This window comes from Longispora albida DSM 44784 (genome assembly GCF_000379825.1).
GTDB lineage: Bacteria > Actinomycetota > Actinomycetes > Mycobacteriales > Micromonosporaceae > Longispora > Longispora albida.
In genome coordinates, this window is sequence record NZ_KB903813.1 from 622653 (window position 1) to 638231 (window position 15579).

At 70.5% G+C, this 15579-nt stretch carries 13 protein-coding genes; 6 read left to right on the forward strand and 7 right to left on the reverse strand.

The genetic code is table 11. The annotated features are described in order from the left end of the window. Positions 1-7: 7 nt before the first annotated feature. Both A3G1_RS32870 and A3G1_RS0103060 read right to left on the reverse strand, forming a co-directional pair. Positions 8-199, reverse strand: coding sequence for an acyl-CoA carboxylase epsilon subunit (locus tag A3G1_RS32870; protein WP_018347991.1), 192 nt, complete (start codon positions 197-199; stop codon positions 8-10). Then, positions 196-1764, reverse strand: coding sequence for an acyl-CoA carboxylase subunit beta (locus tag A3G1_RS0103060; RefSeq protein WP_018347992.1), 1569 nt, complete (start codon positions 1762-1764; stop codon positions 196-198). Before A3G1_RS0103060 ends, A3G1_RS32870 begins: the two co-directional genes overlap by 4 nt. Positions 1765-1812: 48 nt before the next feature. Here A3G1_RS0103060 and A3G1_RS0103065 point away from each other — a divergent pair, with 48 nt between their 5' ends. After that, on the forward strand, positions 1813-2637 hold the full coding sequence (locus tag A3G1_RS0103065) for a biotin--[acetyl-CoA-carboxylase] ligase (protein WP_026211761.1): 825 nt from the start codon (positions 1813-1815) through the stop codon (positions 2635-2637). 9 nt (positions 2638-2646) lie between these two features. Beyond that, positions 2647-3186: a PH domain-containing protein gene (locus A3G1_RS0103070; RefSeq protein WP_018347994.1), complete on the forward strand. Its 540-nt coding sequence runs from the start codon at positions 2647-2649 to the stop codon at positions 3184-3186. 17 nt (positions 3187-3203) lie between these two features. On the opposite strand, the gene A3G1_RS32875 is transcribed toward A3G1_RS0103070, so the two are convergent. Genes A3G1_RS32875 through A3G1_RS42070 form a run of 3 tightly spaced genes read right to left on the reverse strand, consistent with a single transcriptional unit; the run spans position 3204 to position 6639 of the window. Beyond that, the gene (locus tag A3G1_RS32875) at positions 3204-3677 is read right to left on the reverse strand and encodes a GtrA family protein (protein WP_018347995.1); all 474 of its coding nucleotides are present in this window, start codon (positions 3675-3677) and stop codon (positions 3204-3206) included. A 46-nt stretch (positions 3678-3723) separates the two neighbouring features. Continuing rightward, positions 3724-4215, reverse strand: a complete 492-nt coding sequence (locus A3G1_RS0103080; protein WP_018347996.1) for a GtrA family protein — start codon at positions 4213-4215, stop codon at positions 3724-3726. A 36-nt stretch (positions 4216-4251) separates the two neighbouring features. Then, positions 4252-6639 carry a sigma-70 family RNA polymerase sigma factor gene (locus A3G1_RS42070; RefSeq protein WP_051110397.1) on the reverse strand — a complete coding sequence of 796 codons (2388 nt, stop codon included), beginning with the start codon at positions 6637-6639 and terminating at the stop codon, positions 4252-4254. 134 nt (positions 6640-6773) lie between these two features. On the opposite strand from A3G1_RS42070, the gene A3G1_RS0103090 reads away from it, so the two are divergent. Then, the gene (locus A3G1_RS0103090; protein ID WP_026211762.1) at positions 6774-7913 is read left to right on the forward strand and encodes a 5-(carboxyamino)imidazole ribonucleotide synthase; all 1140 of its coding nucleotides are present in this window, start codon (positions 6774-6776) and stop codon (positions 7911-7913) included. After that, positions 7910-8404, forward strand: coding sequence for a 5-(carboxyamino)imidazole ribonucleotide mutase (purE, locus tag A3G1_RS0103095; RefSeq protein WP_018347998.1), 495 nt, complete (start codon positions 7910-7912; stop codon positions 8402-8404). Before A3G1_RS0103090 ends, purE begins: the two co-directional genes overlap by 4 nt. Before the next feature lie 224 nt (positions 8405-8628). Here the strand turns inward: purE and A3G1_RS0103100 are convergent, their stop codons facing one another. Continuing rightward, a complete protein-coding gene (locus A3G1_RS0103100) occupies positions 8629-11871 on the reverse strand; it encodes an SCO7613 C-terminal domain-containing membrane protein (RefSeq protein ID WP_018347999.1) in 3243 nt (1080 codons plus the stop codon). A 123-nt stretch (positions 11872-11994) separates the two neighbouring features. On the opposite strand from A3G1_RS0103100, the gene A3G1_RS0103105 reads away from it, so the two are divergent. Continuing rightward, positions 11995-12465: an HIT family protein gene (locus tag A3G1_RS0103105; RefSeq protein WP_018348000.1), complete on the forward strand. Its 471-nt coding sequence runs from the start codon at positions 11995-11997 to the stop codon at positions 12463-12465. A gap of 162 nt (positions 12466-12627) precedes the next feature. Here A3G1_RS0103105 and A3G1_RS0103110 read toward each other — a convergent pair whose 3' ends face one another. Continuing rightward, positions 12628-13974: a UDP-glucose dehydrogenase family protein gene (locus A3G1_RS0103110; protein ID WP_425411374.1), complete on the reverse strand. Its 1347-nt coding sequence runs from the start codon at positions 13972-13974 to the stop codon at positions 12628-12630. Between the two features lie 280 nt (positions 13975-14254). Here A3G1_RS0103110 and A3G1_RS0103115 point away from each other — a divergent pair, with 280 nt between their 5' ends. Then, the gene (locus A3G1_RS0103115) at positions 14255-15403 is read left to right on the forward strand and encodes an acyl-CoA dehydrogenase family protein (protein ID WP_018348002.1); all 1149 of its coding nucleotides are present in this window, start codon (positions 14255-14257) and stop codon (positions 15401-15403) included. Positions 15404-15579 lie beyond the last annotated feature (176 nt).

Genomic DNA, 15579 nt, shown 5'->3' on the forward strand with positions numbered 1-15579 from the left:
GTCGCGGTCAGCGGGGCAGGGATGAGCGGCGCCAGCCGTCGTGGGTGGCGCCGGGAGTACCCGGGAGGGCGCTGGCCCGCCAGGGAGTGAACGCGGCCGGCGGCTCGGGCTGAACCGGGCCGCCGCGCCGGGACAGGAGCACCGCGACGACGGCCGCGGTCTCCTCCGGGGTCGGGTTGCCGCTGATCGCGATGTTCACAGTGGAATGTTCCCGTGCTTCTTCGGCGGCAGGGTCTCCCGCTTGCCGCGCAGCGTACGCAGGGCCTTGACGAGCTGGACGCGCGTCGCGGACGGCGGGATCACCGAGTCGACGTAGCCGCGCTCCGCCGCGACGTACGGGTTCGCCAGGGTGTCCTCGTACTCCGCGATGAACTGGGCGCGGGCGGCCTCGGGGTCCTCGGCTGCCGCCAGCTCGCGGCGGTACAGGATGTTGACGGCGCCCTGGGCACCCATGACGGCGATCTGGGCGGTCGGCCAGGCGAAGTTCAGGTCGGCGCCCAGGTGCTTGGAGCCCATCACGTCGTACGCGCCGCCGTAGGCCTTGCGGGTGATCACGGTGAGCTTCGGGACGGTGGCCTCGCCGTACGCGTAGATCAGCTTCGCGCCGCGCCGGATGATGCCGTCCCACTCCTGGCCGGTGCCCGGCAGGAAGCCTGGCACGTCGACGAACGTGATGACCGGGATGTTGAACGCGTCGCAGGTCCTGACGAACCGGGCGGCCTTCTCGGAGGCGTCGATGTCGAGGCAGCCGGCGAAGTGCATCGGCTGGTTGGCGACGACGCCGACCGGCGAACCCTCGATCCGGCCGAAGCCGATCAGGATGTTCGGCGCGAACAGCGGCTGGACCTCGCAGAACTCGCCGTCGTCGAGCACGGCCTCGATGACCTTGTGCATGTCGTACGGCTGGTTGGCCGAGTCGGGGATCAGCGTGTCGAGCGCCCGGTCCTCGTCGGTCAGCTCCATGACGGCGGGGCTCTCGTACACCGGCGGCAGGTCGAGGTTGTTGGACGGCAGGTAGGACAGCAGCGTCTTCACGTACTCGATCGCGTCGGTCTCGTCCGAGGCGAGGTAGTGCGCGTTGCCCGACTTCGTGTTGTGCGCGCGGGCGCCGCCCAGCTCCTCCATCTCCACGTCCTCGCCGGTGACCGTCTTGATCACGTCGGGGCCGGTGATGAACATGTGCGAGGTCTTGTCGACCATGACCGTGAAGTCGGTGATCGCGGGGGAGTACACCGCGCCGCCGGCGCACGGGCCCATGATCAGGGAGATCTGGGGGATCACGCCGGACGCGCGGACGTTCCGGAAGAAGATCTCGCCGTACAGGCCGAGGGAGGCCACGCCCTCCTGGATCCGGGCGCCGCCGGAGTCGTTGATCCCGATCACCGGGCAGCCGGTCTTCATCGCCAGGTCCATGACCTTGACGATCTTCTCGCCGAAGACCTCGCCGAGCGAGCCGCCGAACACCGTGAAGTCCTGCGCGAACACGCACACCGGGCGGCCGTCGATCGTGCCGTAGCCGGTGACGACGCCGTCGCCGTACGGCCGGGTCTTCTCCAGCCCGAAGTTGGTCGAGCGGTGCCGGGCGAACTCGTCGAGCTCGGTGAACGAGTCCTCGTCCAGCAGCTCGCTGATGCGTTCCCGTGCGGTCTTCTTGCCCCGGGCATGCTGCTTCTCGACAGCACGGGCCGAGCCGGAATGCACGGCTTCGTCGTACTTGTCCAGCAGGTCCGCGATCTTCCCGGCGGTGGTGTGGCGTTCGGTCACGAAACCGATCCTAAGCTGATAACCGTGAGCGAGCGCAGCGAGGCCGAAATGCACGACCGGTGGACTGATCTGGAGCGGCCGCCGTTGCGGGAGGCGGAGCTGCGGAGGGCGTTGCTGCGGCCGGGCTCCCTGTGGTCGTCGCTGAGCGTGCTGGCGGAGACGGGTTCGACGAACGCCGAGCTGGTCAGGCTGGCCAAGGCCGGGGCGGCAGAGGGCACGGTGCTGATCGCCGAACGGCAGACGGCCGGGCGGGGCAGGCTCGGCCGGACGTGGGAGTCGCCGCCGCGCGCGGGGATCGCGATGAGCGTGCTGCTCAGGCCCGCCGAGGTGCCGGTGGCGCGGTACGGCTGGCTGCCGTTGCTGGCTGGTGTGGCGCTGGCCGACGCGACCGGGCTGCGATCCTGGGCCGCCCCGGACGGCAGCGGGCTCAAGTGGCCGAACGACCTGCTCGTCGAGGGGCGTAAGTGCGCGGGGATTCTCGCGGAGGTGGCCGACGGCGCGATCGTGGTCGGCATCGGGCTCAACGTGAGCCTGCGCCGGGAGGAGCTGCCCCGCGAGGACGCCACGTCTCTCGTGCTGGAGGGCGCGCCGGTGACGGACCGGGCGCCGCTGGTCAAGGCGCTGCTCCGGTCGATCGAGTCCCGGTACACGGCGTGGCGGCTCGACGGCGGGGATCCGGAGGCGAGTGGCCTGCGGGCGGCGTACAAGGAAAGGTGTGTCACGCTCGGGCGGACCGTGCGGGTCATGCTCCCGGGTGATGTGGAGCTGACCGGGACCGCAGCCGATGTGGACAGTGACGGCAGGCTGGTCGTGACCCATCCCGGCGGGCGGGAGGCGATCGCGGCCGGTGACGTGGTGCACGTCAGAGCCTAAGCTGCTCGCATGGCGTTCCCTGACGAGATTCTCGCCGACGACGAAGAGGTCGTCATCCACCTGCACCCGCACTGGAAGACGATGATCAAGCCGGGCCTGATCCTGGTGCTGGTCGCCGCGATCGTCGGGTTCGCGGCCTTCTCGCTGCCGGACAACGGGGTCGGGCAGTTCGTGCTGCTGTTCCTCGGTGCCTTCGGGACACTGTCGCTGCTGGTGTGGGTGCTGTGGCCGTTCCTGACCTGGCGGACCACGCACTACGTCTTCACCACGCACCGGGTGCTGCTCCGGCACGGCGTGCTGTCCCGGCACGGCCGCGACATCCCGCTGGCCCGGATCAACGACGTGTCCTTCTCGCACAACCTGGTCGAGCGGATGCTGGGCTGCGGCACGCTGGTGCTGGAGTCGGCAGGGGAGAGCGGCCAGCTCGTCCTCAGCGAGATCCCGGGTGTCGAGCAGGTGCAGAGTTCGCTCTACCAGCTGGTCGAGGAGGACCACGACCGGCGGAACTTCCAGCACGAGGAGGAGTTCGAGGGCGAGGCCACGAGCTGACCGCTATGGCCTGACGGCTACGAGGTGACTTCCGCGAGATCGGCAGGCTTCTCCTCGGCGTCCTTGCGGAAGACCAGCGTGCGGTACGACCAGAACCGGAACGCCGTGCCGAGGACGAGGCCGACCAGCTTCGCCCCGCCGATCGCGAGCGTGGTCGTCACGCCGAAGCCGTACTTGACGAGGGCCAGGACGCCCAGGTCGATCGCCATGCCGACCGCGTTGAAGAAGAAGAACAGCATGTACTCGCGGCGCATCGAGCCCATCGGCCGGTTGCGGTAGGTCCAGAACCTGTTCAGCAGGTACGCGATGGTGGTGGCGACGACCGCTGCGACGACGTTGGCCTTGAGCTCGCCGTTCGGGAAGATCGTGTGCAGGGCCAGGAAGAACACCGCGAAGTTGACGAAGGTGTTGAACAGGCCGACCGTGCCGAACTTGATCAGCTCTTGGGCAAGCGCATGCCATCGCTCGGGGATCAGGTTCAACAGGCGCACCGGACAACCATACGGGTTCCTTCCCGTGTCTGTACTTCCGGCACTTCTACGCAAACACCCAGCGCCGGTACGAATAGAAGCGGAACAGGGTACCCAGGACCAAGCCGAAGCCCTGCGCGGCGACCAGATCCGCCAGTTTCGTGTGGAAGATCTCCGGCCAGAACGAGCCGAGCAGGCTGTGGCTGATCCACAGGCAGCCGAGCGCGATGCCGAGCCCGATCGCGTTGAACACGAAATACAGCACGTACTCGCGGTGCAGGCCGGACTTCGGCCGGTCGCGCCACGTCCAGAACCGGTTGCCGGCGAAGGCCACCGTGGCGGCGACGATCACGGCGATGGTCTTGGCGGCGAAGGTGTTCATCCCGCCCTCGAGCAGCAGCCAGTAGAGCCCGGTGTCGACGACGAACGCGACCCCGCCGACCACCCCGAACTTCCCCAGCTCGTGCACCAGCCCGGCGAACCGGGCATAAAGGCGGCCGATCAGCCCCGGCTGGCGCTGCTCGGTCGTCTGCTGTTGCTGCTCGTGCTGGGCGGACATCACCGGCGATTCTACCCGGCCGGGCCGGCTGAGTGGTCACCGTGTGAGTGCCGTGGCCAGCGAGGCCAGCTCGATCGGGTCGTTGCCGGAGGCCAGGGTGAGCGTGGACTGCGCGCCGGGAGCGCCGGACCAGGTACCCGCGTCGACGCCGTACGTGCGCCAGCCAGGTCCTTCGAGGGCGCTGGGTGAGACGGACCTGGCCGGGTTCGCCGCGAGTGTCGTGGTGCCCAGCTTCAGCGAGTCGCCGGTCAGCGGCTGGTCGCCGTCCCAGATCAGGGCGGTGGCGCGGAGTTCCCGGCCGGACACCCGGACCTGGAAGGCGCGCTCGCGCAGTGCGATCGGGCCGTCGTACACGGCCACGTCGCGCACCGGCTCGGCCGGAGCCTCGTAGACCACGGTCAGGCCCCAGCCGGCGTACTCGCCCCTGCCTGCGGGGAGCGCCGACTGGACGGAGGCCCACCACGTGCCGGACGTGGCGAACGGGGTCACGTCGGCGAAGGCCTGGCTGAGTTTCCGGTACCCGCTGTGGACGGTGGTTGTGCGGGCAGCCTTGACGGTGCGGCCGTTGACGGTGATGGACTCGGGTGCCTGGCGGTTGGACGTGGCCCAGTACAGGCCGGCCCAGCGGATCTTCGCCCCGGCGGGGAGGGCGAGACGCGCGCCGCTCGTGGCCACGGCGGTGAGGACGGGGGAGCCGTCGGCACGGTACGGGACCATGTTCGTGTCCCGGTTGTCGTCCGCTGTGGAGAGACAGGCCGGCCGGGGTGAGCAGGACAGCCAGGTGTTGCCGATGACGGTCACGTTGGCGTGTGAACCACTCAGCGCGTACCCGACCTGGGCACCCTTGGGCGCCACGGCCACCCGGAGCTCCGCAGTGGAACCCATCGCGCGCAGGCCGATCACGTAGAAGCCGGACGCCTCGTCGGTGACCCGGACGGGCACGCGGGCCGTGCTCTTCGTGCCGGGCTGAAGAGGCGGCCGGGTGCACGTGACCGTCACGGCCACTGCCGAGCAGCGCCAGCCGTCGCCCGCGTCGGGGCCGGAGAGGGTGACGGCGGCGGGGAGCGTGAGGGTCAGCTCAGCGGCGGGGGTGCCTTCTGTTCGAGCCGGATTCGACGAGACGAGGCCGGGAAGAGGGGGCGCGTAGGCGGGGGCCTGGGTGCTTTCGGAAGGGGGAGTTCCTTCTGACGGTGGAGGGGGCGGTGCGGTCACCAGTACAGGGAGAAATCCTTGCTGGCCAGCGACGAGGCCGCCGCCGGCTAATGCTGGAGTGACCACATAGGACGGTGGTGCCGGATCTGGGGCTGGCGGGGGAGCTGGAGCGGGGGGTGGTGGCTGCGGGGCTGGCGGTGCGGGGCGAGGCGCTGGCGGAGTCGTGGGCGCCGGAGTGGGCGCGGGTGGTTTCGGCTGGGGCGAAGGGGCCGGGGGCTGGGGGACCGGTGGTTCGACGATGGTCGGCGGCTGGGGCTGCGGCGAGGCCGCGGCCGGCGGGACTACCGGCTGCTCGGACGAGACCAGGGCCAGGACGAGGACGGCTGCGGCTGCCGCCGTGACGACCCCGCCGCCGATCGAGACGTTGCGCATGCCGATCCGGCGGATCCAGCCGAGAATCCAGAACACGAAGCCCCCGGCCGCGACCTTCGTCGTGGTCATCGCGGTGACGCCCAGGTAGGCCGTCGCCGAGCCGCCGAGGACCAGCGGCGCGAGCACGTTCTCGAACTCGTTCAGCTCGACCAGCTCAGCGTGCCGGAGCTTGCAGGCCGCGCAGTCGTCGATGTGCCGGCGGACCTTCGCGGAGTCGCGGGCCGACAGGCCGCCCCGGACGTGCGCGCCGAGGCGTTCCGCCGACCAGTGGCAGCCGGGCGGGGCGGCGGCGAGATGCTCGGAGAGGAAGATCTGGCGGAGGCGTTCCCTGGCCCGGTACGCCAGCGCCGACACGCCGTTCGGGGTCAGGCCGAGCAGCGGGGCGATGTCGGACGGCGACTCGCCCTCGACCTCGGTGTGCCAGAGCACCATCTGCCAGCGTTCGGGGAGCTTCGCGAACGCGTTCGCCGCGAACTTGCGCTCGGCGGCGGTGACGACAGGGTCGACGAACGCCTCCCCTGGCTCGATCTTCGAGAAGTCGTCGGTGAGGAGCAGCCTGGTGTCCCGCCGTGCCCGGTCGAAGCAGTGGTGACGGAGCGTCGTCAGCAGGTACGCGCGGAAGGCGTCCTTGGGGCCGCGGCCCTCACGGAGCGCCGCCAGTACCTTGACGAACGCCTCGGCGACGAGGTCGTCGGCGTCACTCTGATTGCGGACCAGCAGCCGGGCGAGGCGCCGTGCGGCCTGCACATGGCGGCTGTACAGGACGCTGTATGCCTCGGCGTCCCCTTTCCGGGCGGCGGTGATCAGGTCGGCGTCGGTGGCCGGCGCGTCAACAGTCACGGGAGGTTCAACGGGGCCGGGGCCGAAGCGGGGAGTAATTGTCGTCGATCTTACAGTTCGAGCCGGATGCCTGGCTGTCACAGGAGCCGGGCCGCCCAGCGGGCGCGCCGGGGCAGCGCATACGCTGGGCGTTGATGGACGCGCGTACTGGACTTCCCGTAGTAGGCATGGTCGGCGGCGGGCAGCTCGCCCGGATGACCCACCAGGCCGCGATTGCCCTCGGCCAGTCACTCAAGGTGCTGGCCACGTCCCCCGACGACGGCGCGGCGCTCGTCGCACCCGACACCGAGATCGGCCAGCACACCGACCTGGAAGCGCTGCGCCGGTTCGCCAAGGGCTGCGAGGTGGTCACCTTCGACCACGAGCACGTGCCCACCGAGCACATCCGGACCCTGGCCGGCGAGGGCATCAAGCTCTTCCCCGGCGCCGACGCGCTGGTGTGCGCGCAGGACAAGCAGGTACTCCGGGAACGCCTCACCGAGATGGCAGCCCCCTCCCCGCGCTGGACCGTCGTGACCTCCGTCGAGGGGCTCGCGGAGTTCGCCGGCGGCGAGCCGGTCATCGTGAAGACCGCGCGCGGCGGGTACGACGGCAAGGGTGTCTTCGTCGTCACCGACCCGGAGATGGTCCGGCCGATGCTGGAGGCTGGCACGCGGCTGATCGCCGAGGAACGCGTCAAGCTCGTCCGTGAGCTGTCGGCCGTGGTGGCCCGGTCGCCGTTCGGGCAGGTCGCGGCGTACCCGGTCGTGGAGACGGTGCAGCGCGACGGCATCTGCGTCGAGGTGATCGCCCCGGCACCGGGTCTCGCCGAGGACAAGGCGCTGGAGGCCCAGCAGCTCGCGATCCGGATCGCCGAGGAGCTGGGCGTCGTCGGCGTCATGGCCGTCGAGCTGTTCGAGACCGCCGGCGGTCTGCTCGTCAACGAGCTGGCCATGCGCCCGCACAACTCCGGGCACTGGACGATCGAGGGTGCGCGGACCTCCCAGTTCGAGCAGCACCTGAGGGCCGTTCTCGACTACCCGATGGGCGACACCTCGCTGACCGCGCCGTGGGTGGTCATGGCGAACGTCCTCGGCGGCCCGGACGGCGGGATCAGCGTGGACGAGCGCATCCACCACCTGTTCGCCGAGGATCCGGCTGTGAAGATCCACCTGTACGGCAAGAAGGTCCGGCCCGGCCGGAAGATCGGGCACGTGACGGCACTGGGCTCCACCCTGGAGGAGACCCGGGCCAGGGCAGCACGGGCAGCACAGTGGCTGGAGGCAGGGGAATGACCGTCACCGTCGGCATCATCATGGGCAGCGACTCCGACTGGCCCACCATGAAGGCCGCTGGTGAGGCGCTCGACGAGTTCGGGATCGGCTACGAGGTCTCGGTCGTCTCCGCCCACCGCACGCCGGACAAGATGCTCAGCTACGCCCGCTCGGCGCACGAGCGCGGCATCAAGGTCATCGTCGCGGGCGCCGGCGGCGCTGCCCACCTGCCGGGCATGGTCGCCTCGCTGACCCCGCTGCCGGTGATCGGCGTGCCGGTGCCGCTCCGCCACCTCGACGGCATGGACTCGCTCCTGTCTATCGTGCAGATGCCGGCCGGCATCCCGGTCGCGACAGTGTCGATCGGCAACGCCCGCAACGCCGGCCTGCTCGCCGTCCGCATCCTCTCCGTCGGCGAACCGGAACTCGTCAAGAAGATGGCCGAGTTCCAGGAAAACCTCCGCGAGGTGGTCGAGCGCAAGGACGCCGCCTTGCGACAGTCACTGCTCTAGCTCCTTTCAGATTGTGTACCGGAAACGGGGTCCCCGCCGCGGCGAGGACCCCGTTCCCGTGGCTGGCCTTGGGCACGACCCGGGTGCACCGTGGAGAGGTGAAGGCCCCGGCGTGGCCCCCGGTTCGCCCGTAGTGCGTCGGTGGCTCCGTGTTAGCGCGTAGGCCCGGCCCCCGGTTCGCGTCCAGCTTTAGGCCACCGCGGTCGGCTTGGACGGGGGACGGGCTAGCGGAAGGATGTGTAGAGGTCGCGGAGGCGGGTCAGGTCGCGGAGGCGCTTCTCGTACGTCGCGCCGACGGCGATCAGGATCACCCCGGCCACGGCTGACGGGATCCAGAACGAGGCCTTGACGCCGATCAGCAGCAGCTCGTGGAGCCCGACGGCCGCCGCGATCCCGCCGCCGATCGCGAGCGGTGCGCGCAGGCGGAACTTCGCTCCGATGAGGACGATGAGTACCGCTGCCACGCCGAGGTACACGCGCCGCAGCGGCGGCCCCTGCACCCCGAGCGACCACGCGAACGACGGCAGGAGCGCGACGAGCAGCCCCGGCCCGTACGCGATCCAGCTCCGCAGTTCCGGCCGCCGGTGCACCTCCCAGGCCCCGATCGCGAGCAGCAGCACGGCCGGCGGGACGGTGTACGCCTCGGGTACGCCGACCCGGCCGGCCCCGAGCAGCAGCCACCACGAGACGGTGGCCAGCCCGGCCCCGGCCAGCGCGTACGCCCGCCGTCCCAGGCCGCCCAGGTCGCGCCGTAGTGCCGAGGCGCCCAGTACGGCGGCCCAGACCGCGAACACGATCGCCGCCGAGCGCAGTGTCCGGCCGGCCAGGACGAGGCTGACTCCGGCACCGGCGTGCGCGAGGATCTCCAGGACCGGTACCGGCTGCGGTTTCCGAACCCAGGCCGACACCGCGAGCAGCACCACAGCCGCACCGAGCAGCGCGTACCCGCACGTGGCCACGTCCATCCGCCCCGCAGCGCACGTCACCGGGGCCAGCACCAGGAACGCCACTCCGCCGGTCACGTACCCGGAGAGCCGCCCCCGCCACGCCACCACAACCGCCGCGGCCAGCACGGCGACCAGAGCGCCCACAGTGGACATGCGGTCGGCCAGCAGCCCGGAGAACCCGGCCCCGGCACCCGCGACGGCCACGGCCGACAGCCACACGCCCGGCCCGATCACCCAGGCCGCGAGGCCCAGTACCAGGGCCACGACCGCCGTCACCGGCCACGGGGCACCGAGCGCGGCTGGCAGCACGAAGGCCACGAGGATCCCGGCCGGTACGGCCACCTTCACGATCCGGGCCGGCCCGGCAGCGATCCCGGCCGCCGCGGCGACCATCACCAGCACGACCAGGTCCTGTACCGACACCGACCAGTTCCCGCGCGGCGCGATCCCGGTACCCGACGCGCCCGACCAGATCTCCAGCCACCACAGCCACGGCGCGACCAGCACGGCGGCGAGGGACGGGAGCGCGCCGCCGACCGCCCAGCCCAGGGGCAGTGCGGCGCGGATGACGAGCCACTGGTTGCGGTACGGCCCGGCCACGCTCAGCAGTGCCGCATAGGCCGCGTACACGGTGGTCGGTTCGCCGTCCATGAACACGGTGCTGATCGCTACGCCCGTGGCGCCGGCCGCGACGGCGAGGCTCGTCCACGGTTCGAACACGCGCAGCAGCCAGGACAGCCCGAGCGCGAGGGTCGCGCCGCCCATCCCCGCGATGGCCGCGTACCGGTCGCTCAGGCCAGCCGTGTGCGCTCCGACCGCCGCGAGTGCCGGCAGGAACAGCAGGGTGGTGGTGAACGCCGCCGAGCCGAGGACAGTCGTGCGCCCGAGGCCAGCCACCAGGCCAGCGGTGACTACGACCGCGGCGAGCCCTGCTGTCGTGGCTTGTGGGGTGTGAAGGCAGACGGTCAGGCCGTAGGCGGCCAGGGCTGCCGAGACGATGGCCAGCCAGGGTGCCGCACGCAGCGCGTACAAAGAAACAAGAAGCGCGACCAGCAACGGCGCGGCGGCGATCGTCCAATAGGGAGCGCCGAGTTCGCCGGGAGCGGAGATCGACAGCAGGGCGGCGACGGCGAAGCCGATCCACCACTTCCTGAACAGGACCCAGGCGACGAGACCGCCGGTGAGCAGGGCGGCGGGCAGCTGCCAGCCGATCAGGTCGTCGAAGGCGTACGGCTCGCCGGACCACGGCGGCTGGGCCGAGCCGGCGGCGATCAGCGCGGAGACGACGGCCAGTGTGCTGGTCACGATCCCGGCCAGGCCCGCGACCAAGCCGGTCACGCTCAGCGGCCCGGGGCGGATGTCCTCCGGCAGGAAACGGGCGGCGAGCACCAGCGCGCCTGCGGCGGCGACCAGGCCGATCATCCGGTGGTCCGGCAGCCACAGCCACACCAGCCGCGCGACCACCACGACGAGCGGGCCGGTCGCGAAGGCGGGGAAGACCATGCGCTGGACGGGCGTCAGGCTCGCGGCGAGCACCCCGATCAGCAGCAGCGCGCCGCAGCCCACGATGGCCGTGTCGTTGGGGATCGCGGCCACGATCGCCGTAGCCCCGGCCACCAGTGTCCACGGCCCGGCCACGCTCACCGCCAGCCAGCGCAGCACGGAGTGGTCGCCCCGCAACGCCCGCCAGCCCGCCGCCAGGTTGATCGCCGCGCCGGCCGTGAACGCGACAGAGTATCCGGCCAGGCTCGCGTCCAGCACCACCGCGACCAGCACCGGCACCGGCTGGATCGCGATCAGGGCCGCGAACCTCGGCGCCTGAAGACCAAGAATTTTCCCGTACCCGAGGGAGAACGCCGCCGTCACCGCCAGCACCCCGGCGGCGTACCCGGCACCGTCCACAGCCTGCACGCCAGCGAAGTCGACAATCCACGCCGCGTACCCGTCGAGCGCGACGAACAGCAGCCCGACAGCAGCCAGCGTCTCGGCCGTCGCGCCGAGCTGCTTACGTGCCAGCGGTACCGGCAGGGCCAGCAGCAGCCCGGTCACGCCGGCGAGCAGCCCGGCCCGGCCGGCGACCCCGAACGACCGCCACGCCACGACCACGAACACGATCGCCGCGATGCCCAGCAGCAACCCGCCGAGGCCGAGCAGCACGTTCTGCACGGACTTCGGCGAAGCGTCAGCCGTCTGCCGCACTGGTACGGGGTGCCCGGGGACCGTCGCAGCTACTGGCGGAACCGCTGCCGCTCCGGGGACCGGTGGACGGCCGCCCTCCGCCCGCATCCGCTGCCGGAGCTGTTCGCCCAGGACGGTGTGCCGCTGCACGAGCCCGCCGCGCTCGGCCATCGCCACCGTCAGGTTCTTCTGGAGGTCGGCTGTCACCTGGTTGAGTACCTGTATCCGCCCCGCGATCCAGGTCAGCTCTGCGGCGAGCCGGTCGGCAGGCCGGCCGCAGCCGGGGCAGCCGGTGTCACTGCTGGCTGTGACGCCGCAGTACGGGCAGGGGTAGGCACTCATGCACATCAGGGTGAACCACGCGGGCCGTCACTGGTACCTGCTCAGGTACTCAACTCGGCCTGAGTACGTCCCAGCCTCACCGCAGGGACAGCGCGACCCCAGCCGATCATGTAAAGCTCGGCCATGACTCCGATCAGCCACGAGCCCCCCGGCTACGCCTGCCCGTTCTGCCGCCTAGTCGCCGGCGGCGGGGACCACATCGCCGACCAGCGCGACGTCGTCCGCCGGACCAGCGGAGCCCTGGCGTTCGTCTCGCCCCGCTGGTGGCCGAAGAACCACGGCCACGTCCTGGTCGTCTCGGCCGGGCACCACGAGAACCTGTACGACCTGCCACCCGAGGCCGGGCACGCCGTCCACGACCTCGTGCGCGAGGTCGCTGTCGCGATCCGGGAGACGTACGGCTGCGACGGCGTTTCCACGCGGCAGCACAACGAGCCCGCCGGGTACCAGGACGTGTGGCACTACCACGTGCACGTGTTCCCCAGGTACGACGGAGACCTGCTCTACGGCACGAAGCCGCACCCGGAGTTCGTGCCGGCCGCCGACCGGCTGCCGTACGCCGAGCGGCTCCGCGCCTACTTCGAGGCTCTTTAGAGGTCCTAACTTAATGGCGGTGGTGCTGTGGCGAGGTCCAGGAGGCGGCCGGCAAGCAGAATTCCAGGGCGGATACCGGTGTTGTATCCGTCCTGGAATTCTGCGCGGTCCGGTCGTCTTCTGGGGCCGCCAGAGCGCCGCCAGTCATTGAGTTAGGACCTCTTAGGGGCGGCCCATGCCCCGGTACTCCCACCCGGCCGCGCGCCACTGCGCCGCGTCGAGGCAGTTCTTCCCGTCGATGACCCGCTGGCCGGCCACCAGCTCGGCCAGTGCCGCCGGGTCGGCGTTGCGGAACTCGGCCCACTCGGTCAGCACGCACACCAGGTCGGCACCGGTGACGGCCTCGTCGAGGCTCGCGGCGTACTCCGCGCCGGGCAGCGCGTGCCGCGCGTTGTCCATGCCCTGCGGGTCGTAGATGGTGACCTTCGCGCCGGTCTTGGCGAGCATCCCGGCCACGGCCAGGGCCGGCGCGTCGCGGATGTCGTCGGTGTTCGGCTTGAACGTGGCACCGAGCACGGCGATCTTCAGCCCGGTCAGTCCGGGGCCACCGGGGCCGGCCGGCCGGTCGAGCAGCTCGGCGGCCAGGTGCACCACCCGGGTACGCCGCCGCAGGTTGATCAGGTCGACCTCGTGCAGGAACCGCAGGGCCTCGCCGGCCCCCAGCTCCTGTGCCCGGGTCTGGAAGGCCCGGATGTCCTTCGGCAGGCACCCGCCGCCGAACCCGATGCCCGACTGGAGGAACCGGTTGCCGATCCGCGGGTCGTGCCCGATGGCCCGCGCGAGGTGCGTCACGTCGGCACCCGCCGCCTCACACACCTCGGCCATCGCGTTGATGAAAGAGATCTTGGTCGCGAGGAAAGCGTTGGCGGCGACCTTGGCCAGCTCGGCCGTCGCGAAGTCGGTCGTGACGACCGGCACCTCACGGTCCTCGGTCGCCGCCAGGTCGAAGACGCCCTTGTGCGCGGCGTAGAGCAGGGCGTCGGCCCAGGCCGTCTTCACGCCCACGACGATCCGGTTCGGCCGGAGGACGTCCTCGACGGCGAACCCTTCCTGGAGGAACTCGGGGCTCCACGCCACCTCGACGCCGGAGTCGGCCGGCGCGTGCTTGGCGACCAGGTCCTCGACCCACTGCGCGGTACCGACCGGGACCGTCGACTTGCCGACGATCAGCGCCTTACGGTGCAGATGGGGCACGAGGCTCAGCACGGCGTTCTCGACGTAGGACAGGTCGGCGCCGGTGCTGCCCTCCCGCTGCGGCGTACCCACGCAGATGAAGTGCACGTCACCGAACTCGGCGGCCCGCTGGTAGTCGGTGGTGAAGGACAGCCGCCCGGCCGCCAGGTTCCGCCGGAGCAGCTCGTCGAGGCCCGGCTCGTGGATCGGCACGTCACCGTTGTTCAGCTTGGCGATCTTCGCGGCGTCGATGTCGACCCCGAGCACCTCGTACCCGAGATCGGCGTAGCAGGCCGCGTAGGTGATGCCCAGGTATCCGGTTCCGATGAAGGTCAGCCGTGGCCGGACGGCTCCCGAGGGCGCCGGGACACTCGGGCTGCTCAGGTACGGCACGGTCACGCCTGCTTCTCCATTCCGCCCCCGGCCGCTACCGGCTTCGGGCACCAAGGGATGAGGATAGTGGGTGAGAATGCCCGAGGCCCTAGCCGCGATGGTTACCCGCCAGTATCGTCACATACGATAGCCCCGATCTGAACGACCGTTCACCTGCGCGCCGCGCTCGTGGTCGAATGGTCGGCGACACTGACAGGTACGAGACCAGACGCGAGGAGTAGGCGTGTTCGACGTGTACCAGCTCCCGGAAGAGCACCTGGCCATCCGGGAAGCAGTCCGGGAAGTGTGCGCGGACAAGGTCGCGCCGCACGCCGCGGCTGCCGACGCCAACAGCGAGTTCCCCCAGGCCTCCTACGACGCGCTGCGGGCCAGCGACTTCCACGCTCCGCACGTGCCGGCCGAGTACGGCGGGGCCGGTGCCGACGCGCTGGCCACCGCGATCGTGATCGAGGAGGTGGCCAGGGTCTGCGCGTCCAGCTCGCTGATCCCGGCCGTCAACAAGCTCGGCAGCCTGCCGCTGCTGCTGGCCGGCTCGAAGGAGCTCCAGGCCAAGTACCTGGCCCCGGTCGCTTCCGGCGAGGCCATGTTCTCGTACTGCCTGTCGGAGCCCGAGGCTGGCAGCGACGCCGTGTCCATGAAGACCCGCGCGGTCCGTGACGGCGACCACTGGGTGCTCAACGGCGCGAAGCGCTGGATCACCAACGCCGGCGTCTCCGAGTACTACACCGTCTTCGCCGTCACCGACCCCGAGGCCCGTTCCAAGGGCATCTCCGCCTTCGTGGTGGAGAAGGGCGACGAGGGCGTGAGCTTCGGCGCTCCGGAGAAGAAGCTCGGCATCAAGGGTTCCCCGACCCGCGAGGTGTACTTCGACAATGTCCGCATCCCGGCCGACCGCATGATCGGTGCCGAGGGCACGGGCTTCGCGACCGCGATGAAGACGCTCGACCACACCCGGGTCACCATCGCGGCCCAGGCCGTCGGTATCGCGCAGGGCGCGCTCGACCACGCGACCGCGTACGTCAAGGAGCGCAAGCAGTTCGGCAAGGCGATCGCCGAGTTCCAGGGCATCCAGTTCATGCTCGCCGACATGGCGATGAAGCTGGAGGCCGCCCGGCAGATCACCTACGTGGCAGCGGCCAAGTCGGAGCGCGGCGACGCCGACCTCACCTTTTTCGGTGCCGCGGCCAAGTGCTTCGCCTCGGACACCGCGATGGAGGTCACCACCGACGCGGTCCAGCTGCTCGGTGGCTACGGGTACACCGTGGACTTCCCGCTGGAGCGCATGATGCGCGACGCGAAGATCACCCAGATCTACGAAGGCACCAACCAGGTCCAGCGGATCGTCATGGCCCGCCAGGTCCTGAAGGGCTAGTTCGCCGGGTGTGCAGTGAAGCGCCCGGATCAGCAAACGGCGACGTGCTCGTCGCAGTGCTGATCCGGGCGCTTTCGTGTTCTGTGGGTCTTTTCTGCCTGAAAATTTAATTTCAATAGAATTAGCAAATATAAGTGGTCTTTGCGGGGTAAATATAAATTTGGGTACTTAGAGGG

Excerpts from the sequence above, each read along its gene's own strand:
- A3G1_RS0103080 (WP_018347996.1), bottom strand. The coding sequence starts at position 4,215 with ATGTCCGCCCAGCACGAGCAGCAACAGCAGACGACCGAGCAGCGCCAG.
- A3G1_RS0103105 (WP_018348000.1), top strand. The coding sequence starts at position 11,995 with ATGACTCCGATCAGCCACGAGCCCCCCGGCTACGCCTGCCCGTTCTGC.
- purE (WP_018347998.1), top strand. The coding sequence starts at position 7,910 with ATGACCGTCACCGTCGGCATCATCATGGGCAGCGACTCCGACTGGCCC.
- A3G1_RS0103090 (WP_026211762.1), top strand. The coding sequence starts at position 6,774 with ATGGACGCGCGTACTGGACTTCCCGTAGTAGGCATGGTCGGCGGCGGG.
- A3G1_RS0103100 (WP_018347999.1), bottom strand. The coding sequence starts at position 11,871 with ATGAGTGCCTACCCCTGCCCGTACTGCGGCGTCACAGCCAGCAGTGAC.
- A3G1_RS0103065 (WP_026211761.1), top strand. The coding sequence starts at position 1,813 with ATGCACGACCGGTGGACTGATCTGGAGCGGCCGCCGTTGCGGGAGGCG.
- A3G1_RS0103070 (WP_018347994.1), top strand. The coding sequence starts at position 2,647 with ATGGCGTTCCCTGACGAGATTCTCGCCGACGACGAAGAGGTCGTCATC.